The following is a 24,400-nucleotide window of genomic DNA, read 5'->3' on the forward strand; positions in this document are numbered from 1 at the left end:
GGTCGTGGATGACGTACTGGACGTTGGGCTGGGCGCTGAGACGGTGGAGGGTGGAGGCGTCGTCTTCGGTGGAGGCGGACTGGACGGCGGCGATGCCGAGGTGTTCGTTGCGTCGGGTGAGATGGGCTCCGGCAGAGGCGATGCGGGATTCGGCGTCGCCAGGGATGGCGGCGTTGCGGTAGAGGACGAGGTAGCGGTGCGGGGCGATGGTGTTGGTGTCGAGCTGGGCGTTCGCCAGGGGTGCGGCGGCGAGGAGTAGAGCTGCGGCGAGAGTGCGGGCGTGGCTGGAGGTGAGATGGGTGGGAGCGAGATGGAGGAAGTTGCTACGAACGGACACGGCTGCACCTCATGTTGCACTGAGGTATGCATCGGCATTGCAAGAATTTGCATTAGACACGGGAGATTTCTGTGCTATTACTTTGGGGAACGCGTGGGGATGTGGTTTGAATGTTCTGCCGCTGCGGAGTGCATTGACCCTTCTCGATCGCACATGCTCTAATTGCCGCCTTTGTGAAGCTAGCCGGGAAATTGTCGTCTAAACCGCTGTCCAGTTTTTATCGAGGGAGACTGTTGCATGCATGAGCTGAGCTTTTTGGCTGTTGCCGTACAGGAGCAGGTTGCGGTTGCGCCTGCATATGCTGGGAACGATGATGGCCGGATGTATCTGTGGATCGCGCTGCTGGTGGGGGTGCTGGCGCTGGTGGCGGCGCTTCTGCTGGCGCGAGCGGTGATTGCATCGGATACGGGAACGCCGGAGATGCGGGCGATCTCGGATGCGATTCGAGAGGGTGCCGAGGCGTTTCTGAGCAGGCAGTACAAGACGATCGGCGCGATTGCGGTGGTGCTGGCGCTGGTGGTGTTCTTTGGGTACAGGATGTCGCCGCGGACGGAGCCGTATGCGCTGAAGACGGTGATCAGTTTCCTGGTGGGTGCGGTGTGCTCGGGGCTGGCGGGATTTACGGGGATGTACTGCTCGATCCGGGCGAATATACGGACGGCTTCGGCGGCGCGGACGAGTCTGAATAAAGCGCTGCAGATGGCGCTGCGAGGCGGGGCGGTGACGGGGTTGGTGGTGGTGGCGCTCTCGCTGCTTGGCGTGGGGTCGCTGTTCTTGTTCTTTGGTGGGCTGGAGAATCCGCAGGCGGTACCTTACCAGCTGGTTGGGTTTGGGTTTGGGGCTTCACTGGTGGCGCTGTTCGCGCAGCTTGGCGGAGGGATCTATACGAAGGCTGCGGATGTAGGCGCGGATCTTGTGGGCAAGGTGGAGGCGGGGATTCCAGAGGACGATCCGCGAAATCCTGCTGTGATTGCGGACTTGGTGGGCGATAACGTCGGCGACTGCGCGGGGCGTGGCGCGGACATCTTCGAGTCGACGGCGGCGGAGAACGTGGGCGCGATGATTCTGGGCGCGGCGCTGTATCCGGTGTTTGGCGTGAAGGGGATTTTGTTTCCGCTGATTGTGCTGGCGATCAATTTGATTGCGAGCGTTGTGGGTGTGTTTGTGGTGAGCACGCGCGAGGATCAGGATCCGATGGACGCGCTGAATAAGGGTTTCTACGTTACGTCGGGGCTTGCGCTGATTGGATTTGCGGGCGCGGTGTATACGATGTTGAATGGGCCGAATGTGCGGCCGCTGTGGCTGCTTGGGTGCGGCGTGATCGGGTTGATTACGTCATTCCTGTTTGTGTGGATTACGGAGTACTACACGGAGGCGCGGTATCGGCCGGTGCAGTCGATTGTGACGGCTTCGCTGACGGGACCGGCGACGAATATTATCAGCGGGCTGGCGGTGGGGATGGAGACGCCGGCGATGCCGGTGATTGCGATCTCTGCTGCGCTGCTGCTGAGCTACTACTTCGGCGTGCAGGGACTGGCTGGAGTGGCGGGAGTCAGCGACTACGCGAAGGGGATCTACGGCACGGCAATTGCGACGATGGGGATGCTGAGCTGCGCGGCTTACATTCTGGCGATGGATACGTTTGGGCCGATTACGGATAATGCGGGCGGGATCATCGAGATGTCAAACCAGCCGGATTCTATTCGCGAGCGGACGGACAAGCTGGATTCGGCGGGCAATACGACGAAGGCGTTGACGAAAGGATATGCGGTTGGATCGGCTTCGCTGGCTGCGTTTTTGTTGTTCTCGGCGTATCTCGAAGAGATCAAGGTGATTGTGACGGCGAAGGTGGCGGCGGCTGGCGGGTATATGCCGGTGGGCTGGAGCTTCACGAATATCAACCTGGCGCAGGTGCCGGTGTTTGTGGGCGCGCTGCTGGGCGCTACGCTGACGTTTCTATTTAGTTCGATGGCGATCAAGGCGGTGGGACGGACGGCGCAGATGGTGGTGCAGGATGTGCGCAATCAGTTCAAGGAGAATCCGGGGATCATGCTGGGGACTTCGAAGCCGGACTATGCGCGGTGCGTGAATATTGTGACGGGCGCTGCACTGAAAGAGATGGTGTTGCCGGGAGTGCTGGTGGTTGGCCTGCCGGTGGTGGTGGGTCTGATCTTCCGCCACTTCAGCGCGAGCTACCAGGCGACGACGTTGGTCTATGCTCCGGGTTCGGTGCTGCCTGTTCCGGCGATTAGCGGCGTGCCGGTTAATCTGGCGGGCGCTGAGGCTGTGGCGGGATTGCTGATGGTGGGAACGATTGCAGGCGTGCTGCTGGCGATGTTGATGAACAACGGCGGTGGCGCGTGGGACAACGCGAAGAAGTTTATCGAGACGGGGCAGTACGGCGGGAAGAAGTCGGAGGCGCACAAGGCGGCGGTGGTGGGCGATACGGTGGGCGACCCGTTCAAGGATACAGCGGGGCCGAGTCTGCATGTGCTGATCAAGCTGCTGGCTACGATTACGTTGGTGCTTGCGCCTTTGTTTGTTTGAGTTGTGCGTAGCGATAAAGATGGGTGGCCTTCGGGTTGCCCATTTTCTTGGATTCGGGTAGGACGGATGCGCGGCGAGAGGAGTCAAGTACGGGTGCTTGCCGGTACAATCTTGTCTGCGGTTCGTATAGGACAGCGGTCTGGTTGTTGGTTGATGTAGCAGGTGGATGTATTTGATGTAGAGGATAGGTGCAATGGCAAGACAGTCTGGAACCAGTGTGCAGGAGAGCAGGAAGACAGCGGCGGGCGTGGCGGAGAGTCTGCTGTCGCGTGAGCAGTTGGTGGAGTTCTATCGCTTGATGTACGTGTCGCGGCGGACGGACGATCGAGAGATCGTTTTGAAGCGGCAGCAGAAGATCTTCTTTCAGATCTCCTGTGCGGGACATGAGGCTCTACTGGTGGCGGCCGGAATGGCGCTGAAGCCGGGATACGACTGGTTCTTTCCCTACTATCGCGACCGTGCGTTGTGTCTGGCGCTGGGTAATACGGTAGAGGAGCAGCTGCTGCAGGCGGTGGGTGCGGCGGACGATCCGGCCAGCGGCGGGCGGCAGATGCCTTCGCACTGGTCGAGCAAGAAGTTGAATATCGTTTCGCCGTCTTCTTCGACGGCGACGCAGTGCCTGCATGCGGTTGGGTGCGCGGAGGCGGGAAGATTTTTCACGAAGCATCCTGAGGCGGCGAAGAAGCATGAGGGAGACTATCGTGCGTTCAAGGATGTGACGTTTCATGGCGACGAGGTGGTGTATGTGTCGATCGGTGAGGGTTCGACGAGTCAAGGGGAGTTCTGGGAGTCGTTGAATACGGCTTCGAATGGGAAGCTGCCGGTGCTGTATGTGGTCGAGGACAACGGGTATGCGATCTCGACGCCGGTGGAGGTGAATACGCCGGGGGGAAATATCTCGAAGCTGGTGGCGAACTTTCCGAACTTCCACTTTGCCGAGGTTGATGGAACCGATCCGATTGCGAGTTATAAGGCGATGGTGGAGGCGGTGGCGTACTGCCGTTCGGGCAAGGGACCGGCGCTGGTGCATGGACACGTGATTCGGCCTTACTCGCACTCGCTGAGCGATGATGAGCGGGCTTACCGGTCGGTGGAGGAGTTGGAGGCGGATGCTGCGCGAGACCCGATCTCAAGGATGCAGATGTGGCTGCTGCGCGAAGGGATTCTGGATGCGGATGCGATCAACCGGTTGGAGCGGCAGGTAGACGAAGAGGTGCAGCGGGCGGCGGATCGCGCGGTGATGGCGGCGCTGCCGACGGTGGCTTCGATTACGAAGCATGTGTACTCGGAGGATCTGAGTTCGCAGGATGCACGGTTTGCGACGGAGCCGAAGGCTACTGCGGATGCGACGGAGCGGACGATGGCGGACCTGATCAATAGCTGCCTGAAGGACGAGATGCGGCGGGATGAGCGGGTGGTGGTGTTTGGCGAGGATGTGGCCGATGCGACTCGGGATGGTGCGCTGCGCGCGGGCAAGGTGAAGGGCAAGGGTGGTGTGTTTAAGCTGACGGCCGGGTTGCAGACGGAGTTTGGCAGTGAGCGGTGCTGGAACTCGCCGTTGGCGGAGGCGAATATTACGGGACGCGCGATTGGGATGGCGATGCGCGGGATGAAGCCGGTGGTGGAGATTCAGTTCTTCGACTACATTTGGCCAGCGATGCACCAGATGCGGAACGAGCTGTCGCTGATGCGGTGGCGGTCGAATGGGGAGTTTAACTGCCCGGTGGTGATGCGGGTTCCGATCGGTGGTTATCTGACGGGTGGGTCGATCTATCACTCGCAATCTGGCGAGAGTATTTTTACGCATACGCCGGGAGTGCGGGTGGTGATGCCGTCGAATGCGCTGGATGCGCTGGGGTTGTTGCGGACGGCGATTCGGTGTGACGATCCGGTTTTATTTTTGGAGCATAAGAGGCTGTATCGCGAGACGTTTGGACGGGCGGCTTATCCGGGGCCGGACTACTGCATTCCGTTTGGGAAGGCAAAGATTGTGCGGCCGGGGAAGGATCTGACGGTGCTGACGTATGGTGCGGTAGTGCCGCGGGCGCTGCAGGCGGCGCAGAAGCTGCATCGCGAGACGGGTGTGGATGTGGAGCTGATCGATCTGCGGAGTCTTACGCCGTATGACTGGGAGGCGATTGCGGAGAGCGTGAGGAAGACCAGCCGCGTGATTGTGGCACATGAGGACATGCTGAGCTGGGGGTATGGCGCGGAGATCGCGGCTCGGATCGGCGATGAGCTGTTTCATGATCTGGACGCTCCGGTGCGCAGGGTGGCGGCGATGGATACGTTTGTGGCGTATCAACCGCTGTTGGAGGATGCGATTCTGCCGCAGCCTGAGGATCTCTATCGGGCGATGCAGGAGTTGGCGGCGTTTTAGGGAGCTGCGAAACTCTTTCGCAACTGCTTCGGCGATACGGGGTTTGTGAGTGCAGACGCTTTTGTCTGGCGCTGGCGGCTGTGCGTCGCCGGGTCTGGATTGGCGGAGGGTGTCATGCGATTCATGCGCGGATTCGTTGAGGTTTCGAGGTTTTCTGCACGGGCTTTGATGGCGGGTGTCCTGTGTGTGTTGATGGTGGAGCAGCCGTTGGTGGCGGCTGCTTCGGTGAAGAAGCCGCGGGGGGCGTCGGGGCAGATTCAAGGCGACGAGCGGGTGTTGCATGTGCTGAACCGGTTTACCTTTGGGCCGAGGCCGGGAGATGTGGCGGCGGTGCAGGCGATGGGGGTGCAGCGGTGGTTCGAGGAGCAGTTGAATCCTGCGAGCATCGATGATTCGGCGCTGGATGCGCGGCTGGAGATGTTTCCGGCGATGAAGATGGATCAGGCGAAGCTGATTGAGCGGTATCCGAGCCCGCAGTTGATACGACAGACGGTTGCAAAGAAACTGCCGCTGCCGACGGACCCGGTGGAGCATGCGATCTATGCGGATGAGATTGGATTTTATGAGGCGCAAAAGGCCAAGCAGGTGGCGTTGAAGCTTGCGGCGGCGGATGACGGTAAGGGCGGCGGGGATGCGATGTCGATGGGTGTCAAGGGAGCGAAGAGTGGTGCGGCGCTGCCGGGGGATGGTGTTGATCCGGCGGTGCCGGCGATGGCGACGCATGAGGAGCAGTTCTATACGGGACTGGAGGCGGTGAAGGTGATCAACCTGCCGCCGAACGAGAGATTCAACCGGATACTGGGGATGTCGCCTGCGGAGCTGACGGGATTTCGCAAGGGTTTGAGTGGGAGCGAACAGACTGCGGCGGCGGAGGGCTTGTCTCCGATACAGCGTGAGACGTTGGCTGCGCTGCAGGGTTCGCCGAGGATGGTGGGTGCGGAGCTATTGGAGTCGCGGATGCTGCGGGACATCTATAGCGAACGGCAGCTGGAAGCGGTGATGACGGACTTCTGGCTGAACCACTTTAATGTGTATGTGAAGAAGAATCAGGACGAGCCTTATCTGCTGCCCGCGTATGAGCGGGAGGTGATTCGTCCGAGGGCTTTGGGGAGGTTTGAAGATCTATTGGTGGCTACGGCGCAGAGTCCAGCGATGCTGATGTATCTGGATAACTGGCAAAGCATTGGGCCGGATTCGCTGGCGGCGCAGAACAAGGGGAGAAATCCGAATGCGAAGCCTGCGGCGAAGGATAAAGGGTTGAATGAGAACTACGCTCGCGAGCTGATGGAGCTGCACACGCTGGGGGTGCAGTGCGAGGTGAGTGCGGATCATCCGGTGCGTGCATTGAATAAGGCTTGTGGAAAGGGATATACGCAGCAGGACGTGACCGAGGTGGCGAAGGTGCTGACGGGATGGACGATCGATCAGCCGTATCACACGGGAGCGTACCGGTTTGAAGAGCGCAGGCATGAGCCGGGGGATAAGAGGGTTCTGGGCAAGACGATTCGCGAGGGTGGCGAGGCTGAGGGGCTGGAGGTGTTGCATATGCTGGCGACCAGCCCGGCTACGGCGAGGTTTATTTCGACTGAGCTTGCGGTGCGGTTTGTGAGCGATGCGCCTCCTCCGAAGCTGGTGGACAGGATGACGAAGGCGTTTTTGTCGAGCGGCGGAGATATGAAGACGGTGCTGAGGTCGATGTTCAAGGCGCCGGAGTTCTGGTCGCCGGAGGTGTATCGCGCGAAGGTGAAGACGCCGGAGGAGTTTGTGGTCTCGGCGGTTCGGGCGAGCGGGGCGGAGGTGACGTCGGCGGTTCCACTGTTTCAGGCTCTGGATAAGCTGGGGATGCCGCTGTATGGGATGCAGACGCCGAATGGGTACAGTTGGATGGCGGGGGCGTGGGTGAATACGGGGGATCTGGTGAACCGGATGAACTTTGCGTTGAGTTTGAGCGGCAACCGGATTCCTAAGGTGGAGGCGGATTGGGGCCGGGTGTTGGCGGGGGCTGGCGCATCGGGTGCGGATGGCCCGGATGCGTTGGCGGCGGCGAAGGAGAAGCGGCTGGAGATGGTGTTGGTGGGACAGCCGGTGAGTGAGCAGACGCGGAGTACGGTGCTGGCGGAGTTTGGCAAGGAGGGCGTGCAGCAACAGGCGGAGAAGAACTTCTCTGTTCGCACGCGGGATGTGGAGCCTATGGCGCAGGTGCTGAATGCGGCGGCTCCGCAACGGATGGCGAAGGGTCCGCAGGATCGGGAGGCTGCGGTGATGGCGGGGTTGTTGCTGGGGTCACCGGAGTTTCAGCGTCGGTAGTTTTCTCCGAATAAGGAGCTATTGACAACTTCTCGGGGGCAATCGCGTTAGTACAGGTAGATAGGGAACCGTGAAACGCAACGGGAGTGGTTGCGGGAGGTTGATGTGGCGAACCGGATGAGTATGGCCGATCAGAGTGACTGGGGATGCTATCTTCATGGACGCGACGCACTGCGGCGTGGGGTTACGCGACGTGGGTTCATGAAGGGAGGGGCACTGGCGCTCATCGGGACGTCTGCGATTCCGGCGTTTCTGTCGCGGAGTGTGTTGGCGGAGGTGACGACGGCTGCGGCGAGCAAGAAGAGGCTGGTGGTGCTGTTTCAGCGGGGGGCGGCGGATGGATTGAACGTGGTGGTTCCGTATAGAGAGCCAAGCTACTACGCCATGCGGCCTTCGATTGCGATTCAACAAAAAGATGTTTTGGATCTGGATGGATTTTTCGGATTGCATCCGGCGATGGCTTCGTTCAAGCCGCTGTATGACCAGGGACATCTTGCGATTATTCCGGCGGCGGGTTCGCCTGATACGACGCGTTCGCACTTTGACGCGCAGGACTATATGGAGAGTGGAACGCCTGGGGTGAAGGCGACGACGGATGGGTGGTTGAACAGAGCGTTGCAGGCTGAGTTGGTGGGACGGCCTTCGGCATTTCGTGCGGTGGCGCTGGGGCCGCAGGTTCCGCGAACGCTGCAGGGGAGAGTGCCGGCGATCGCGGTGAATAATCTCGTAGATTTTTCTGTGGGAGGTAAGGGGCCGCAGAGTTCGCCGATCAGCAATGCGTTTCAGGCGATGTATGACGAGAGCTCGGATGCGATGCTGCATGGGACCGGGCAGGAGACGTTTGAAGCGGTGAAGATGTTGAAGGCTACGGATCCGGCGCACTATCAGCCTGCCGCGGGAGTGGTTTATCCGAATGGGCCGTTTGGCAATAGTTTGAAGCAGGTGGCGCAGTTGATGAAGGCGAACCTGGGCGTGGAGGCGGCGTTCTCGGATATCGGTGGGTGGGATACGCACGAGAATCAGGGAGGGGTGAATGGCCAGCTTGCGAATCGGCTGAAGGAGTTCTCGGATTCGATTGCGTCGTTCTGGAGGGACATGGGAGACGAGGCGGAGAGTGTGACGCTGGTGACGATGTCGGAGTTTGGAAGGACGGCACGGCAGAACGGGACCGGGGGAACAGATCATGGTCATGCGAATGTGATGTTCGTGCTGGGCGGCGGAGTGAAGGGTGGGAGGGTGTATGGCAGATGGCCGGGGTTGGCGGAGGAGCAGTTGAACGAGGGGCGGGATCTTGCGGTGACGACGGACTTTCGCAATGTGTTGGGAGAAGCAGCTACGAAGACGCTGGGGCTTAAGAATCTTGCGACTGTTTTTCCTGGTGCGCGACTGAGCCGGAGCGAGTTTTTGAATTTCAGCTAGTAACGACGGCGTGGAGAGGTTTAAATGTCACGGGATTGTCTCAATATTGTTTATGGAATGTAAAAACGATCAATCTACGAAATAGTGGAAAAAAGCGGACAACTTTCTAATCGGATTCGCGTCTTATTGAATGTACCAACCAATAGCTGGACTAGCAGTTCCCACAGTCCCGGCTTCAAATATCCGCACCAAAAGATTTCCCCACCAAAACGTAAGGCCCCCACGGTATCGGGGGCCTTCACTCCTTCTGGCGACATTATTCTGTTTGATTTATGAGAAGCCGATCTTGCGGTCGAGCGAGAGTGAGCCTGCGCCGTAGAAGAGGAGCATGAGAGCGATGGCGGCGAGGGCGAGGATGTAGGTGTAGATGCCGAAGCCCTGGTGAATGCCTACGGTGGCGAAGGCGACGAGCATGTTGATGGCTACGAGGACAGCGGCGAGTCGAGTGAAGAGCCCGAGGATGAGGAAGGCTCCGCCGATGAGTTCGGTGAAGGCGGAGACGTAGCCTAGCCAGTAGGGAAGACCGAGCGAGACGACGTAGTGCGCGTGGTGATGCAGCGCGCCGTTTGGAACTACTTTTTGGTATCCGTGGATGGCCATGGATACGCCGAGCACAAGACGCATGAGGAACGCGCCAAAGGGTTGCAGGCTGTTGAGCCACTTGGTCATAGAGTTTCCTTCAGTGAGGGTATCGCGTGGGATGTGGGGTGCGGGCGATCTTTGGAGGATCTTAGGGTGCGGGTGCCGGAGTAGGTACGAGGGTTTGGAGGAGGTACTGGTCGAGGAAGCGAGAGACGCTCTGGTTGTAGATGGGATCGGATGGAGTGGGGAGCTCGACGGTGAGTTTAGGGTCGGCTGCGGTCTGGAAGCCGGGATCTGGAGATGCGGATCGGGAGAGAAGGAGTTTCGGGGTGTGCAAGGTGGAGAGGGGATCGAGGAGTGGGAAGCGTTCGTGGAAGAGAAGGCGGACGGGGATGAGTTGGGAGCGTGGGTCGCGCTGGGCGGTGGGTAGGAGATCGGCTCGGGGGGTGTCGAGGATGAGAGCGGGGATGGTGGGGTGGGTGGCGGCGAGGCTGGTGGCGAGAGAGGCGCCGATGTCGGTTCCGTAGGGGATGATCTGCTGGGCGGGGATGGCGCGGGAGTTGGTGAGGTACTGCCAGGCGGAGTCGACGTCGTGAGTCATGGCCTGTTGGCTGGGACGGGCTGCGGCGCTTTGGCCGTAGCCGCGATAGTCGAAGGCGAAGACGTTGATGCCGAGGTTGTGGAGGCTGGCGAGGGTGGGGATGGAGTTGACGAGGGAGCCGTCGGAGCGGGGGAGGAAGAGGATGGTGGCGCGAGCGTAGCGGCCTTCCGGTGCGGAGGGAATCCACCAGCCGGTGAGCTGCGGGATGGCGGTCTCGTCGGGGCCGAAGCGGATGAGTTCGTAGGGGATGCCGGCGATGGACGACGGGCTGGACGAGGTACGGGTTGGGTGCAGGACGAGCTGCCACTGGCCTTGGTAGAAGAGCAAGCAGAAGGTGAGGTAGCCGCAGATAAGGGCCGCGAAGATGGTGAGCGCGATGCCTTTGAGAAGCCAGATGGGGCTGACGACCTCTGGTGTGTGGGATTGGGGTGGAGGGCGTCTGGTTGGATTCTTCGTGGGGCGGGGCATGGGGCAGGCTTCTGTATCGACTTTAGCATCCGACGGGCTTAGAAGCTCTAAGATGAGAGACGTGGAGGTTTTCTGTGGCGGAGTGGGTGAGGTTGTGCGGGTTAGCGGAGGTTCCGGCGCCGGGCAGGGTGATGGAGGCCGAGGTGGATGGGGTTCAGGTGTGCGTGGCGAATGTGAATGGAGTGTTATCGGCGCTGGACAATATCTGTCCGCACCGGCAGGGACCGTTGGGGCAGGGATGGGTGGAGGGTGAAGCGGTGATCTGTCCGTGGCACTCGTGGGCGTTCAATGTAAAGACAGGACTGGCGGAGTTTCCCGCGCATGAGCGCGTGGAGGTATTTCCGCTGCGTGTTGAGGGTGAGGACGTATTGGTGGATATCGAGTAACGGGGAGGAATCAAGTCGGGAACATCGTGCAGGCTGAGGAAAAATACCTGGCAAGATGCGGAAGCAGGTGGGTTACGCTGCATCTAACAACACAGATCTACTCGATAGGGTAGCTGGTTTAAGGGGCCATTTATATGAAGCTACGTACGTTGTTTCTTGCTGCTGTTGCATTCGTGGTTCTGGCTGGTTCGGTTGTGCCGGCAAACGCCCAGAATCATCATCACCGTCGTCATCACCATCATCATCACAACTAAACTTTGAAAGAAGGTTGAGAGAGACTCGGCGATTGCGCCGGGTCTTTTTTGTGCGCGACGGGATTTGGTCCGCCGTCAGCGTGCTGTAACGGTAATACTGATAGAATCGATTAAATGTCCCTATCCCATTGAATGCAAGCAACTTACTTGATTTCATTATGCATGATTTTATGCAGAAATGGCAGAAGTTGCCTAAAAAGCAGGTCAGTTCTGCAAATCTTCAGCAAAATTCCAGAGCGCGCTTTGAACGTCGGTCTCCCCAGCAAAGCCTATGTTCCGTGACACAACATACCCACCGCCAGCAATGGCACAGCCACAACCGTAGCCGACACCCGCCGCAATCGCCGCTACGTCGAAAACCCTGAAAGCATCGCGTAGCCTGTTCCTACCATTTGCTGCACGCTCTCCGGCACCTCCTGCATATACTCAGCTGATGCCGTTCCGGTTTCCAGACCTACGGCTTTGCCGATCACGAAGGCGACGGATTAGGCCTCTGTCTCGCGCACAACCCTACATAATCTGCTGCTGCGGCGTCGTTGCTTCGGTAAGCGTCGCGGTGCGCCGCTCGGCCTTGTGCAACATCTCGTTGGCAAGTAATGGAATATCATAGCCTTAGGATCGAAAACTCCTCGGCCCCGGACTGACCGGGGAGGATGGCGAGTCGTCCGCCGTAGCGCATGCCAGGTGCGGGGGCGATATTCTCGGTAGAGACGAGCTGGATGCCGTAGACGGTTAGGTAGAAGACACCACCAATTTCGGCAAAATCGTTAGTGCCGCAGCCCACGCTAAGTTCAGCTAGGCGCAAAGTTCTCTTATTAAATGAGAGTATTCAGATCGAATGCGGTCCCGCTCCGATAGCCCACTCGTATCGGAGACAAATCTGTGATCCACTTCTCAATCGCCTTCGGAGTTGTTCGGAAGAGCGACGGCCTACTACTTAACCATCCTGGTTGAACGTTAGTAATGGCTCCAACATCTCCGAGGTCGATGCCGATCGTCACGGCGACTCGAGATTGCCTGGGTGGAACTTCGGTGATGAGGTGGTACGCTCGTTTCTTCATGGAAGACGGTCTCTTCCTCCGAAAGGCGTTCTTCACTGCAGCTCTGCGTGCGGCAGACGCCATGCTTTTCGGTAAGCGTCTGCCGCAGAGTGGAAAGCAACCACTACCTAAAACAATATTTTGACCGCAATTTGAGTATTGAATGGTTCGCCAGGCCCAATTCCTGGAGAGCCGTTGGCGTCGCCGATAGTATCGCTGACTTTGACGAAGGAGCTTGAGCCAAACGTGCCTCCGGGCTGCGCATAATTGTTGCGGTTGTAGAGGTTGAACATCTCAGCTCGAAGCTGGAGCGTCGCTCTCTCCCAGATCTTCGTGTTCTTGAAAACGGAGAGATCGATGTCCCCATAGCCCGGCCCGAAGACCTGGTTCCGCCGTAGGTTGCCGAAGGTTCCCGGAGCAGGGGTCGCGAATGCTGCAGGATTGATCCACTGGATGCCGCTGGAAACGATGGAGTGAGAGACTCCCGCGTTCGGATTTCCGACGAAATTGGGGCGCTGATACTTCTCTCCTGTGCCGCTGTTATCACTGGAGGTGGCGATGTTGAATGGAAGGCCACCGTGGAAGGATAGTGCTCCATTCACCTGCCAGCCGGAGGAGAGCCAGTCTGGGCCTCGTCCCAGGCGGGGAAGGTTGTAAAAGACCGCGCCGTTAAAATTATTTCGCGTGTCATAGTCGCTGTTGCCGTAGTCGCCCTTCAGGTTTGTGCTGTCCTGCGGGAGACGGCTGCGATAGACCGTCATATCATCCAGGCTATGGCTCCAGGTATAGTTCAATACTGTCGAAAGACCGTGGTAGCCGCTTGTTCGCACCGTAGCTTGCAATGAGTTGTAATTGCCGTTTCCGTTGCTCTCGACCTGGTTGATAACTCCGTAGTTTGGGTATTGGCTGTAATAAGGACGCGTGCTCTGCACTGGGGTTGTTGAGCCAGCATTAAGTGGAGTCTGGTTGATATCCGCCAGGGTGATCTGTTTGCGGCTCTCGTTTCCGATATAACTTACCGACAAGACTGCCCTGGAGCCCAGGCTCTGCTCTACGCCGAACTGGTAGTTGTAGGTGTACGGAGTCCTGAACTTCGGATCGACCGAGAAGATGCCGACCACGTTTGCGGCCCCGGTGTTGAAGATGGGCTGCCCACTGACGATTGTGTAACCGGAAGGGGTGAAGGTCTGCACAGGACTGGTTCCTGCGGGATTGCCTTCAAAGCCATTCGGACCGCCGTTACTGGGGCGATTGTCAAAGAACGGACTGAGGCTGGATGCGTCGTAATAGACTCCAAACGAGCCGCGAACAACGAGACCTCCGTTCTCGCGTGGCTGAAAAGAAAGGCCGAAACGCGGACCGAAATTGTTCCGGTCCTGGGGGTACAGATTGCTAAGCCCATTGCCTTGCACCACAAGGCCCGTCGTTGAACCTGGTATGAACGTCGGCAAATTCTTGTCCCCGTTGTGCAACGGGCCGACGTAGTCATAGCGGAGACCGTAATTGACATTCAGGCGCCTCGTTACCTGCCAAGCGTCCTGGGCAAACAAATCATAGCTATTCACATAAATCATGCGCTCGGCATCGCCGCTGGCAAACGAGGACGTATCGACCTCTCCGGCGAGGAAGTCAGCCAGCGCTCTGACTGTCGAGCCATAAGCATTTGGGTTGACCAAATAACCTTTATGGTTGACGCCCTGCGAACCATCGAAGTTGAACGATCCCAGAGCATTGCGGAAATAGAACTCGTCCAGCTGAGCCTTCCGATACTCTCCACCGAATCGAAACTGGTGTTTGCCTACATCGTAGGAAACAGCATCGGTGATATGTCCGGTCACATCATTGCGCCCTTCCGGAGGTGTTTCGCCCGTCCCATCAAATCCGGAGATATTGATGCTTGGCGCGCCGGTGGCAGTCGCTTCAGTATTCAAACCCAGAGCGATCACATTGAAGCTGGTATTGAAGTCGTGGAAGGCCTGGTTATAAGAGCTGACGCCCAGCAGCACTTGGTTGACCAGCTTCGGACTAAAGATTCGGTTGTATACCACGGAGTAGTTCTGAACGTGGATCGGAGCTACTTCATAGAAGTTTTTCAGATTCGATCCGACAGGCGCCGTCTGGTTGCCCTGTCCGATGGCTCAGCGAGCGGACAGGGTATTGCGATCATTGAAGCTGTGATCCAGCTTCACCACGCCGTTGTTGCTGTATCCGGTCTCCGGATCGGGGCTGATGTAGTTGTTTGCCGCAGCTGGTCCAGTTAATGCGGATGCAGGGTACAACGTCGCAATCAGAGCTGTCGAGACAGGGTTTACTGGGATGTTATTTGCGGCCAGCAGGTTTAATGCCTGAGCCTGATAAGCCGTGGAAGGTTCAGTGGCTAAACCCGACAGCGCGATGGTGAACTGCTGCCGCTCGAACGCGGTGAAGAAAAAGGTTTTGTTCCGAAAGATTGGTCCACCAAGTGAATAGCCGAAATTCTCGTTACGTAGCTCGCGTTTTGGAACAAATACCGGACTCGCTGCCAGCGCCTCATTGCGATTGAAGTAGTAAGCACTCCCGTGTAGCTGGTTCGTTCCCGATTTGATAATCAGGTTCGCAGTTGCACCGGGGTTACGTCCCGTTTCGGCGTTCGATTGCGTCTGCAGCGAAAACTGGTCGATTGCGTCGATCGGCATCATCGTTCCAGCGATGCCACCGATGCCGCTTTGGTTGATGGCAGAGTTGTTAGCCCAGAGGTCGTTGTTGTCCGTCCCATCGATCTGCCAATTAGTCTGATTCGAGCGCGCTCCATTGACTGAGCCGAGTACTCCTGAATAACCGCCAAATCCGGGAATGAAACCTACGATCTTCTTGAAGTCCCGCGAATCGAGAGGAAGGTCCTGGAGTGACTTACCGGCTATGACCGCGTTCTGCACACTGGACGCCGTATCGAGAGAAAGCGCAGACGCGGACACTTCCACCGTCGTATTTACCGATGAGACCGACAGTTTCAGTGGAAGGGCGAGGATCACTCCTGCATTTACCGTCACACCATTAACGACAAGCGTCTGAAAGCCCGTAGCTTCAACCCGTATGGTGTAAGTGCCTAACGGCAGGTCCTGAAACCCGTATTCACCGGCCCCGGACGATACGGTTTGATGAGTCAGGCCCGTATCATCCGCAGTTGCCCTCACTTCAACGTTCGGTACGGCAGCCCCGGCGATGTCTGCGACGGAGCCACTGATGCCTCCGCGAAAGGTCTGCGCCGTCGAGTTGAACGGCCAGAGACTGATGATGCCTAGAAGGATTAGAAAACGTCCAGTGAATCGACGAATGTTCAACATGACAGATGACCTCGAGAAAAATCAAACTGGAAATTTGTCCATTTGTTTAGTTCATGCTCGCGCCGCAACCGACAAGATCAGTCGTTGCATCGACAGCGTTTCGGCCATGGGAGGATCTGAACTGGATAGGCACAGAAAAAGTCCACGACCGTACGGTTCGGGCGGGCTTGTTTCTGCGTATGGAAGTCTAGTGGGGCGAGTCTACCAGACCAATTTAGATCGCAGAAAAAGACAACTCATGCCTGCCAGAGACCTGGGACGGGCGACAACAGCGAGCGCTGTTCGTGAGTATCTTCTGCATATTCGGAATGGTAAAGGCCATGCAGTAGTTCTGCAAGTCAATCCGCTAAGGTGTGTGCTACTGGTCATGTATTTTCAGTAGCCTTCGGCCTTACCAAATCTGGGGCGCTGATCATCAACCCCATCGGCATATGAGTTTTCGGATCTGTCAGACTACTCGATCAGATTCGTTCTGCTTGGCTGAGACGACTCTTCAATCAAATCCGGAATTGTAGTGACTGCAGCATGGTCCTTGAATGGTGGCGAAGGTAGTGGAGCAAGCTTTTCGTACCCACGCCGGGGTGCCAGGACCGAGATGTGGGCATCGCCAGATTCACCTCAAAGACAGGTGTTCAACAGATGCCATTCATCTATTTGACCCTAGACCCGGGGCTGCGAGTCAAACTTAATCGGCCCAGCGGAAGGGAAGCGCGAGGTCGACGATGCGCCCATGACGATACGCCATATTGATGGAATGCTCTTTGTTGAGCCATTGTGATTCGTTAATCTTTTGAGGCAGGAGATCGTTCGAATCCCATTGCGTCGAATAGTGCGCTTAGATTCTGCTAACCTACGCAAGAAGTCATCGATAACGAAACGAAAAGGAGCTAGGCATGGCGTACAGGGATCTTCGCGAGTACCTCAAGAGACTGGAGGTTAAAGGATTGCTCTGTCACGTTCAAGCCGAAGTTGATAAAGACTGGGAACTGAGCGCTGTCTGTCGTCATACGTTTCGTTCGATCCCTCAGGAACGTCGACCCGCTCTAATGTTCGACAAGATTAAAGGCAGCACAATTCCTTTGGTCGTTGGCATTCTGGGGGGATCTCGAGAGATTTATGCGACCGCTCTCGACACAACCATCGATGGGATATGGGATGTATGGGAACGCAGCAAAACTCCGATCGCTCCGCGCATCGTGGAATCGGGTCCTTGCCAGGAGGTCGTGTATATGGGCGAGGATGCTGATCTTGAGATGTTTCCCACCCCGATATGGACGGTGGGACAAGATCCGGGCCCGTACCATACATCCCCTTTTGTCATCACACGCGACCCAGAAACGGGAGTGCCGAATATGGGCACCTACCGGGTGCAAGTGAAGACCGCGAAGCGGGCCGGAATCATGATCGGTCCGAACCGGCACATGAACTTCCATATCGACAAGAACGAGGCAGCCGGCAAGGATACGGAAGTTGCCATCGTCCTGGGGACTGATCCAGTTGTGGGTTTGACCTCCGTGAGTCCGTTTCCGTACGGCGTGGACGAATTGTCCGCAGCCGGTGGCATTCGGGGCGAGGCTGTCGATGTTGTGAAGTGCAAGACCGTAGATCTTCTTGTACCGGCTACGGCGGAGATCGTGATTGAGGGAAAGATTCGATGTGGTGTGCGTGAAGCGGAGGGGCCATTTGGAGAATACGCAGGATACATGGGCACGGGAGGGAACAACCCTTTGTTCGAGGTCACCTGTATTACGCATCGCAAAGATCCGATCTATCAGGCCTTTTTGAGCCAGATGCCGCCGAGCGAATCCTCTTGCATCAAGAGCCTGGGGCGGGAGATGGAGATCCGCAGGCATCTGAGGAATCATCTTGCATTACCGATTAGAGATGTTCATTTAACAGAGAGTAGTGGGGCTGCGGGCCGGTTGATTATTTCTCTCAAGAAGCAGAACCGATTTCAGCCTCTCAAAGCAATTCTGGGCGCTTGGTCTCTTGGATTTGCCATCGGCAAGACCACAATCGTTGTGGATGACGATATCGATATTCGTGATTCGTTCTGGGTGGAATGGGCGTTGGCGTTTCGCATGCAGCCTGCCGAGGATATTCACATTCAGAAAAATACCGATCCGATCACGCTCGATCCCTCGCAACCCTTGCGGGACGGAAAGTCAGTTTCGCCTTATCAGCAGGTCAGCTCTCGCGTTGGTATTGATGCCACTCGCAAGCACCCCTATCCTGCTCTGGCGGTTCCTCCCACGAAGGACCTGAACAAGGTGGCAGAACAATGGGAACACTATGGGATCAAAGGCGTAAAGCTTCCTTGAGATAGTGCCGCATATGACCCGATGTTGCGCGCTGCTTCGGCATCGTTGTAAAAAGGAACAAGAACGTATGCCCTCAAGGAATTCCAATACGCTGGCTTTCCGTTCCGCCAACTGTCCTTGTTGTTGGTGTCGATAGATATTCCTTCCCTTCTTATCAGGTTCCAAGGCCCGTTCCAGGGCGAATTTTCCAACAAGCTCAAATGACACAGGCAAGCATACCCATATGTCGAATAATCGTCGTTCCCCCGCTTCGCTCTTCTCTATGGTCTCCAGAAGAAGCTTTCTTGGACAGGCAGCAGCTCTTTTGGCGATGTCTGCGTTGCCCGCGTCACTTTTTGCCGAAGAAGTCGTGAAGGTTGAGCAACCGAACGCTGGTAGCGCCGGTGCCGTGTGGAAGCCTCTCATTGAAAAGGCAGCGGCTCAGACAAAAGGAATCGTGCGACCGCAGTGGATCGGAGGAGATCCTGGGTTATCCCAGGTGCAGTTACTTGCTGGCGCGATTGATGTAGGATTCTTTGGTCCTATCGGCGCAGTGGAGACGGACCTCCGCGGAAATGACGTCGTCATCTTCGCCCCTGGTCTCATCAATCATGGCTCCTGGATCGTGAAAGGCGACAGTTCCTTTAGAACGCCCGAAGATCTCAAGAACAAGCGGATAGCGACTCAACCGGAGACAAGCGAGACATACCGCCAGGCTCGGTTGGCTGCAAGTCTGAACGGACTCGACCTAAGGCGCGACTTCCAGGTGATCTTCGGCCCGCCTACAGCAAATCTCGCGTTATTCGAGCGAGGTGACGTCGACGCGGTAATTACGATCGAGCCTATCTCTTCCCGTTTGATCGCGAAAGGCGCAAGAGAGATTGCACGAGTTCGTGATCAATGGAAGAAGGGAACTGGCGACGATCGGCCTTTATTCCTTGGAGGGCAGGGGGGACGCCGAGAATGGTTTGATCAGAACCGCTCAACAGCACGAGAGTTGGCCGGTTTATATATCGAAGCCAACAAGCAGATTAAAGCCAATCCGAAATTGATCGCAGATTTGCATCAGGTATTGGGGCTCAGGGATGATGATCGAGCGACGATAGACCTGCTGGTTAAGAGATTGCCCGAGATCTATTCAGGAGAGTGGAGCCCGGCAGTTGCGAACGTTGCAAACAAAGTCGTCGATGTAGCCGTGACCAGTGGAATCCTGAAAGGAAAGCCGGCGAGGCCGATCTGTGAAATCGCCTAGACCGGTCATTTCTACTAAACCTACGTACAAGGGAACCGTGAACGCTAGTAAGGGCGCTGCCCCAGAACGTCCTTCACTGCTTCGTTCGTGGCAAAGGTATCTTCGCGCGTCGCTCCTGCCACCCGCTCTTTTTTTGCTGGGACTGGCCTTGCTTTGGGCATTGATGGCGCGCATGATGCACACTACGCTGATGCCTTCGTTGCGCGAAATCGCTCTCGAAATGAAGCGCATTATCGTCAATGAGGACGCCCTCGGTCATATCGGCCTCACCCTCGAACGTATCGTGCTCGGCTGTGCGCTCGCATTCCTCATCTCGCTCGCCGTGGGTATTCCGGCTGGACGCAATCGCTGGCTGGAGGCATTTTTCAGACCCGGCATTGTGTTGGGATTAACCATCCCAGGGTTGGTTTGGGCCCTTCTTTGTGTCATCTGGTTCGGAGTGAACTGGAAGTCGCCTGTCGTGGCGTTGGCACTCGGAGTTAGCCCCGCGCTGACGGTCAATGCAATCCAGGGAGTTCGTGCGGTGGACTACTCCCTGATTGAGATGGCACACGTGTTCCGGTTATCGCCAACGGCACGTTTGCGCCATTTATGGTTTCCGGCGATGGCGCCGTTTCTGCTAAGCGGTGTGCGCACAGGACTATCTCTGGCCTGGAAGGTCATCGTACTGGTAGAGATTTTTGGTATGTCCAGCGGCGTTGGATACGAATTAAATCAGGAATTCAGTTCGCAAAATGTCGCAGGCGTGCTTGCCTGGACAGTGATTTTCGGGGGCGTCATGGGCGTCATCGAGTATGGACTAATACAGGGGATCGAGCGCAACATCACGCGTTGGCGGAGGAGGGCTACGGTATGAATAGCCCGCTGTCGTTCGTCCATGTCTCCAAATCGTTTTCCTCGCCGACGGGAGAACTGCGGATGGTGCTCGATGATTTTTCGTTTGAGCTGAAGAGTGGCGAACTGGTCGCGGTAGTGGGTCCTTCCGGCATAGGAAAGACGACGCTTTTACATCTGGCAGCCGGTCTGGATCGTCCCGACAGCGGCAGTGTTGTACTCGATCCATCTTCATCCGATAGTGCGGTGGGAATGGTCTTTCAACAACCTCGTCTGCTCGAATGGCGTGACGTCAAGACCAATCTTCGCCTTGCGACGGATGCTGCAGGCATTCCGGCGGAGGCGGGATTGGACATGTTGCATGCCGTGCAGATGTCCGACCACGCTGACGCATACCCATTGTCGCTCTCCGGCGGAGAACGGCAACGTATTGCACTTGCGAGAGCCTTCGCCATTCGGCCAGAGCTGCTGTTGATGGATGAGCCGTTCAGCGCACTCGACGAACTAACTAGCCGCAAATTGCAGTTGCTCGTTCAGAAATTATGGCTGGAGCGTCGTTCAAGCGGACTGATCATTACCCACGACACCTTTGAAGCGGCTTTTCTCGCAGACCGTGTCGTTGTGCTGAAGGGCAAACCTTGCTCCATCGATTCGATCATCGATATACCCATTACGCGTCCTCGTATGACGGATGACGTGAGGATCTTCAATTACCACATCCAGATCCTGGACGCTTTGATAGGGGCTGACGCAATTAAGCGTTAAGGTCGTTCGTGTTGACATCTTGTATGTCGATCGACCATACTTTTGATCAAAGACTATGAGCCAACGCGATTCCATCACGCTCCTCGAGTGTTGTACGCTTCGCTGTTGTTGTCGCTAGTCTTCCCCTCCTAAGACGGCCTTCTCCCAGCTTCCGGTTCGTCGCATTCCCTTTTTCAAAAAACAGATGCCGGCCTTCTCTTCGAGATCAAAGGGGAAGGCTGTAGCTCAGGAATGATAAGACCAGATGAGATTACGCAATGTCGTATTGAGTGGGGCAAAGATCCTTTCACGGTACGTGGGGATGGCTCTGCTCCTTGCTGTATTCATCCCAGCCAATTCTATCTTCGCGCAAATTTCAACCGGTGCGTTATCCGGCACTGTGTATGACCAGTCTAGCCGCGGCGTTGTCAGTGCTTCAGTCACTGTCAAAAACCTCGGAACCGGTCTCACGCGGAACGTCGTTACCAGAGATGACGGATCGTATCTCGTTGCTGAGTTGCCGGTCGGCAGCTACAGCATCACGATCGGTAGTCCAGGTTTTGCGACAGCGAGCATTCAGAATATCGTCATCACGGTGGCTCGGCAGTCGGTACAGGATGTTTCTCTGGCCGTAGGTTCGGCTACGGAATCAGTGGTTGTGAATAGCGAAGAGCAGCTCACAGATACAACCAACCCGTCTCTTGGTGGGTTTGTATCACCCGAAAAGATGGAGGATATCCCCCTCAATGGCCGTAACTTTGTCGATCTGGCGTTCCTGCAGCCAGGTATCAACAAAAACACCAATCTTGCTCCCCAAGGTGGAACAACGGGAGAGTGGTTCAGTTCCAATGGATTACCCGATCGCTCGAACAACCAGTTGTTGGATGGAGCTTCCGTTGTCAGTATCCAGGGAGGCGCAGGCTCTTCGATCCTCAGCACGTCTCTCGGTGTCGATGGCATTCAAGAGTTTCGCGTGATCAATGGCTTCGCGGGTGCTGAGTATGGTGGGGTTCTAGGCGCACAGCTCGTGATGGTCAGCAAAGGGGGGACGAACGCGTTTCACGGCGATGCTTACGATTTCGTTCGCAATGACGCGTTGGATGCGAAAAGCCCCTTGTTGCTTTCGACCCAACCGAAACAATCGTTCCAAAGGAACCAGTTTGGTGGCGCCTTGGGTGGACCGATTGTGAAAAATCGGTTATTTACCGAAACCGTGCTGGAAGTGCTGTTGGCCACCCAACCTCAAACGGGCAGCTCCGTGTCCTTCGACGCTGGCTGCGTCGCTCAGGCAGGCGCTCAATTGACTAACGCGCAATGCTCGCAGCTTAAGCTGCCGAGTTCGACCCCCAGCATAACGGTAAACCCAGTGTCGGCCCTGCTGCTTCCCGCACTTCGGCCCCCTGCGGGAACGAACGGGTTACAGTACTCCGGTTCAAATTTTTCCTATTCGTTCCCCTTGCCACAGCAGGAGTTCTACGGCCAAGAACGTGTGGACTACACGCTGGGCGCGAACGATACCGCTTTCGCGCGGTTCACGTCGGATCACGCTACGGTTCCTGTGCTGAACAGCTTCCCCTACTTTTATTACGACATTCTTAGCAAGGGAAACATTGGTACCATCTCGGAGACACATATTTTCTCGCCGAAGCTACTCAGCACTGTTGGATTTTCGTATACGGGGATCGACGTAAGCGCCACATGCACGGCCCAAATTCCGGGAGGCTACGAACTGGTTGCCGGCGCAGGCATGGGATCGATCAGCATCGCGGGGAGCGCCAGTTTCGGTCCGTGCAGCTCCGACACTCGTTCTCGAAAACTTCTCTACAGCCTGCGCGATGACTTGGTCTATGACCGCGGGATAAATTCCGTCAAGTTCGGTGTACTTTACGTTCGCGATGTCCCGACCATCTCATCGCCGCAAAATGCACGAGGCAGTTTTACCTTTCCGAGCCTGGCCGATTTTGTTCAGGGCAACTCTAATGGGTATACCTTTCACACCGCTGGACCACGCTACTATCCCGCTTTCCGGCAGAACGAATTTGGTTTCTACGCGCAGGACGATATCAAGCTGACTCGTCGATTAGTGCTGAACGTGGGCCTGCGCTATGAACCATGGACCATGCCAACGGAACGGAATGGCCAATCCGCTTTTATTAACAATGACCCTCTCGTTGATCCCAATGGAACATTTCAGATTGGCCCGCTGATCGCCAGTAACCCAGCGCTCACCAACTTCGGTCCTCGCATAGGACTGGCATGGGATATCTTTGGAAGCGGAAAGACGGCTCTTCGTGCAGGCTACAATCGCCTCTACGACTTGGAGCCGCTGAACAGTACCTATAACAACTATTCAGTCGGTACTCCGCCCTTCTCTGGTGCATTCTCAACATCGAATGTCGCGCAAGCAACCTATACCTATCGGCAGGGCCTGCCGATCGCGGGTGTTTCGAATGCGACCGAGACAGGTTTACTGCCGTTTCCAACTCCCGCCAATGCCTGGAGCAACTATGGCATAGCGCTGTATGCCCAGCCAGTGGGACACAACATTAAGCAGCCCACAGCCGATATCTGGACCCTTTCGGTACAGCAACAGCTTCCACTTCGATCGGTGCTGACGCTTTCCTATGTGGGTGATCGCGGTACTCATCTGATTCAAAGTCTCGATATCAACCCGAATGTTAGACAGGTTGTGAATGGACAAGACTACTGGCCTTCTGGAGCGACAAGAATCAACAAGCAGTACACCTCCATCAATCAGAACGGGACAACCGGAGACTCGAACTATAACGCGTTTGAGGCGAATGTTAACTACAGCGCCTCTCCAAAGCTGCAGTATCAGATGGCTTATACCTGGTCTAGAGCCATCGACAATGTACAGGGAGTCGTAGGGGCCGAAAGCGCTGCATCACCTCTTGAGCCTGCAGACTCCTACAATACGAGACTCGATCGAGGTCCCGCTATTTTTGATGCGACCCAGAACCTCCACGTCAATGCGATCTATCATTTGCCAGACATTAAGGGACACGGCGGCATCGTACGAACGTTTACCAATGGCTGGTGGGTATCTCCAATTCTTGCTGTACAAAGCGGGCTTCCATTTACACCAACGATTGCTATCAACAACTCGCGTTCCGGTGTGGGCAATAACGGCAGCGGTGGAGTGGATCGTCCGTCTTACGTAACTTCGGCTAATCTTGCAGCAGCCTTGTTGGTGGATCCAAACGCCACGGTATATCGGAAGTCCTCGGTCATTCAGCATTCCCGGACCCAATATTTCAACCCACACATGTTCACCGTTGGGCCCGCAGGATATTTAGGAACCGCGGGGCGCGATTCTCTCCGTGGCCCCGGATTGCTCGATCTCGACTTTGCAGTCAACAAAGATACTCCCCTTCGTTTTTTAGGGGAAAAGGGAGCGCTTGAATTGCGCGCGGAGATTTTCAACGTACCGAATCATGTGAACTACGGAGAACCGAATGGCTCCGTCTGGAGCTCGGCTACCGCGATCAATCCAAATGCAGGGCTCATCACCAGTTTGATCAATCCAACGCAAAGCTCATGGCGCGACGTTCAACTCGCGGTAAAGGTTCTGTTCTGAAGATAAAGATGGCAATGTTCGTTGGCTA

Annotated in this window: 16 protein-coding genes and 1 pseudogene; 10 read left to right on the forward strand and 7 right to left on the reverse strand. The window is 56.6% G+C overall.

Translation table 11 applies throughout. The features are described from left to right. Positions 1–337 (reverse strand): annotated as a pseudogene (locus tag GSQ82_RS09070) (serine protease); the annotation flags it as partial. 237 nt (positions 338–574) lie between these two features. On the opposite strand from GSQ82_RS09070, the gene GSQ82_RS09075 reads away from it, so the two are divergent. From GSQ82_RS09075 to GSQ82_RS09090, 4 genes are all read left to right on the forward strand, one after another. After that, positions 575–2,884 carry a sodium-translocating pyrophosphatase gene (locus GSQ82_RS09075; protein ID WP_254061529.1) on the forward strand — a complete coding sequence of 770 codons (2,310 nt, stop codon included), beginning with the start codon at positions 575–577 and terminating at the stop codon, positions 2,882–2,884. 193 nt (positions 2,885–3,077) lie between these two features. Then, on the forward strand, positions 3,078–5,264 hold the full coding sequence (locus tag GSQ82_RS09080; protein WP_158791946.1) for a thiamine pyrophosphate-dependent enzyme: 2,187 nt from the start codon (positions 3,078–3,080) through the stop codon (positions 5,262–5,264). A 114-nt stretch (positions 5,265–5,378) separates the two neighbouring features. Continuing rightward, a complete protein-coding gene (locus tag GSQ82_RS09085) occupies positions 5,379–7,571 on the forward strand; it encodes a DUF1800 domain-containing protein (RefSeq protein WP_254061530.1) in 2,193 nt (730 codons plus the stop codon). A 105-nt stretch (positions 7,572–7,676) separates the two neighbouring features. Then, positions 7,677–8,990, forward strand: a complete 1,314-nt coding sequence (locus GSQ82_RS09090) for a DUF1501 domain-containing protein (RefSeq protein WP_254061531.1) — start codon at positions 7,677–7,679, stop codon at positions 8,988–8,990. A gap of 270 nt (positions 8,991–9,260) precedes the next feature. On the opposite strand, the gene GSQ82_RS09095 is transcribed toward GSQ82_RS09090, so the two are convergent. Together GSQ82_RS09095 and GSQ82_RS09100 are read right to left on the reverse strand one after the other, a co-directional pair. Beyond that, positions 9,261–9,659 (reverse strand): DoxX family protein, encoded by a 399-nt coding sequence (locus tag GSQ82_RS09095; RefSeq protein WP_158791947.1) that lies wholly within the window; start codon positions 9,657–9,659, stop codon positions 9,261–9,263. Positions 9,660–9,720: 61 nt separating this feature from the next. Next, on the reverse strand, positions 9,721–10,641 hold the full coding sequence (locus GSQ82_RS09100; protein WP_158791948.1) for an alpha/beta hydrolase: 921 nt from the start codon (positions 10,639–10,641) through the stop codon (positions 9,721–9,723). A 74-nt stretch (positions 10,642–10,715) separates the two neighbouring features. Here GSQ82_RS09100 and GSQ82_RS09105 point away from each other — a divergent pair, with 74 nt between their 5' ends. Next, the gene (locus tag GSQ82_RS09105; protein ID WP_158791949.1) at positions 10,716–11,027 is read left to right on the forward strand and encodes a Rieske 2Fe-2S domain-containing protein; all 312 of its coding nucleotides are present in this window, start codon (positions 10,716–10,718) and stop codon (positions 11,025–11,027) included. Positions 11,028–11,885: 858 nt separating this feature from the next. On the opposite strand, the gene GSQ82_RS25675 is transcribed toward GSQ82_RS09105, so the two are convergent. The 4 genes from GSQ82_RS25675 to GSQ82_RS09125 all read right to left on the reverse strand — a co-directional run bounded on the left by GSQ82_RS25675 (position 11,886) and on the right by GSQ82_RS09125 (position 15,644). Continuing rightward, entirely contained in the window at positions 11,886–12,086 is a 201-nt protein-coding gene (locus tag GSQ82_RS25675) for a hypothetical protein (RefSeq protein WP_371417184.1), read from the reverse strand. A gap of 10 nt (positions 12,087–12,096) precedes the next feature. Further along, positions 12,097–12,342 (reverse strand): hypothetical protein, encoded by a 246-nt coding sequence (locus GSQ82_RS09115; RefSeq protein WP_158791950.1) that lies wholly within the window; start codon positions 12,340–12,342, stop codon positions 12,097–12,099. A gap of 107 nt (positions 12,343–12,449) precedes the next feature. Beyond that, positions 12,450–14,369 carry a TonB-dependent receptor gene (locus tag GSQ82_RS09120; RefSeq protein ID WP_158791951.1) on the reverse strand — a complete coding sequence of 640 codons (1,920 nt, stop codon included), beginning with the start codon at positions 14,367–14,369 and terminating at the stop codon, positions 12,450–12,452. Positions 14,370–14,459: 90 nt separating this feature from the next. Beyond that, positions 14,460–15,644, reverse strand: a complete 1,185-nt coding sequence (locus GSQ82_RS09125; protein ID WP_158791952.1) for a carboxypeptidase-like regulatory domain-containing protein — start codon at positions 15,642–15,644, stop codon at positions 14,460–14,462. An 893-nt stretch (positions 15,645–16,537) separates the two neighbouring features. On the opposite strand from GSQ82_RS09125, the gene GSQ82_RS09130 reads away from it, so the two are divergent. From GSQ82_RS09130 to GSQ82_RS09150, 5 genes are all read left to right on the forward strand, one after another. Next, positions 16,538–17,965 (forward strand): UbiD family decarboxylase, encoded by a 1,428-nt coding sequence (locus GSQ82_RS09130; protein ID WP_158791953.1) that lies wholly within the window; start codon positions 16,538–16,540, stop codon positions 17,963–17,965. Positions 17,966–18,275: 310 nt separating this feature from the next. Beyond that, a complete protein-coding gene (locus GSQ82_RS09135) occupies positions 18,276–19,196 on the forward strand; it encodes an ABC transporter substrate-binding protein (protein ID WP_158791954.1) in 921 nt (306 codons plus the stop codon). Positions 19,197–19,368: 172 nt separating this feature from the next. Then, positions 19,369–20,052 (forward strand): ABC transporter permease, encoded by a 684-nt coding sequence (locus GSQ82_RS09140; RefSeq protein ID WP_216847051.1) that lies wholly within the window; start codon positions 19,369–19,371, stop codon positions 20,050–20,052. A gap of 62 nt (positions 20,053–20,114) precedes the next feature. Continuing rightward, positions 20,115–20,795, forward strand: a complete 681-nt coding sequence (locus GSQ82_RS09145; protein WP_216847052.1) for an ABC transporter ATP-binding protein — start codon at positions 20,115–20,117, stop codon at positions 20,793–20,795. A gap of 244 nt (positions 20,796–21,039) precedes the next feature. Next, complete coding sequence (locus tag GSQ82_RS09150) at positions 21,040–24,372, forward strand: TonB-dependent receptor (RefSeq protein ID WP_158791956.1); 3,333 nt, start codon at positions 21,040–21,042, stop codon at positions 24,370–24,372. Positions 24,373–24,400: the final 28 nt, after the last annotated feature.

Source organism: Granulicella sp. L60 (assembly GCF_009765825.1).
Classification (GTDB): Bacteria; Acidobacteriota; Terriglobia; order Terriglobales; family Acidobacteriaceae; genus Edaphobacter.

Excerpts from the sequence above, each read along its gene's own strand:
- GSQ82_RS09075 (WP_254061529.1), top strand. The coding sequence starts at position 575 with ATGCATGAGCTGAGCTTTTTGGCTGTTGCCGTACAGGAGCAGGTTGCG.
- GSQ82_RS09080 (WP_158791946.1), top strand. The coding sequence starts at position 3,078 with ATGGCAAGACAGTCTGGAACCAGTGTGCAGGAGAGCAGGAAGACAGCG.
- GSQ82_RS09085 (WP_254061530.1), top strand. The coding sequence starts at position 5,379 with ATGCGATTCATGCGCGGATTCGTTGAGGTTTCGAGGTTTTCTGCACGG.
- GSQ82_RS09095 (WP_158791947.1), bottom strand. The coding sequence starts at position 9,659 with ATGACCAAGTGGCTCAACAGCCTGCAACCCTTTGGCGCGTTCCTCATG.
- GSQ82_RS09100 (WP_158791948.1), bottom strand. The coding sequence starts at position 10,641 with ATGCCCCGCCCCACGAAGAATCCAACCAGACGCCCTCCACCCCAATCC.
- GSQ82_RS09115 (WP_158791950.1), bottom strand. The coding sequence starts at position 12,342 with ATGAAGAAACGAGCGTACCACCTCATCACCGAAGTTCCACCCAGGCAA.
- GSQ82_RS09125 (WP_158791952.1), bottom strand. The coding sequence starts at position 15,644 with ATGTTGAACATTCGTCGATTCACTGGACGTTTTCTAATCCTTCTAGGC.
- GSQ82_RS09130 (WP_158791953.1), top strand. The coding sequence starts at position 16,538 with ATGGCGTACAGGGATCTTCGCGAGTACCTCAAGAGACTGGAGGTTAAA.
- GSQ82_RS09135 (WP_158791954.1), top strand. The coding sequence starts at position 18,276 with ATGTCTGCGTTGCCCGCGTCACTTTTTGCCGAAGAAGTCGTGAAGGTT.
- GSQ82_RS09140 (WP_216847051.1), top strand. The coding sequence starts at position 19,369 with ATGATGCACACTACGCTGATGCCTTCGTTGCGCGAAATCGCTCTCGAA.
- GSQ82_RS09145 (WP_216847052.1), top strand. The coding sequence starts at position 20,115 with ATGGTGCTCGATGATTTTTCGTTTGAGCTGAAGAGTGGCGAACTGGTC.
- GSQ82_RS09150 (WP_158791956.1), top strand. The coding sequence starts at position 21,040 with ATGAGATTACGCAATGTCGTATTGAGTGGGGCAAAGATCCTTTCACGG.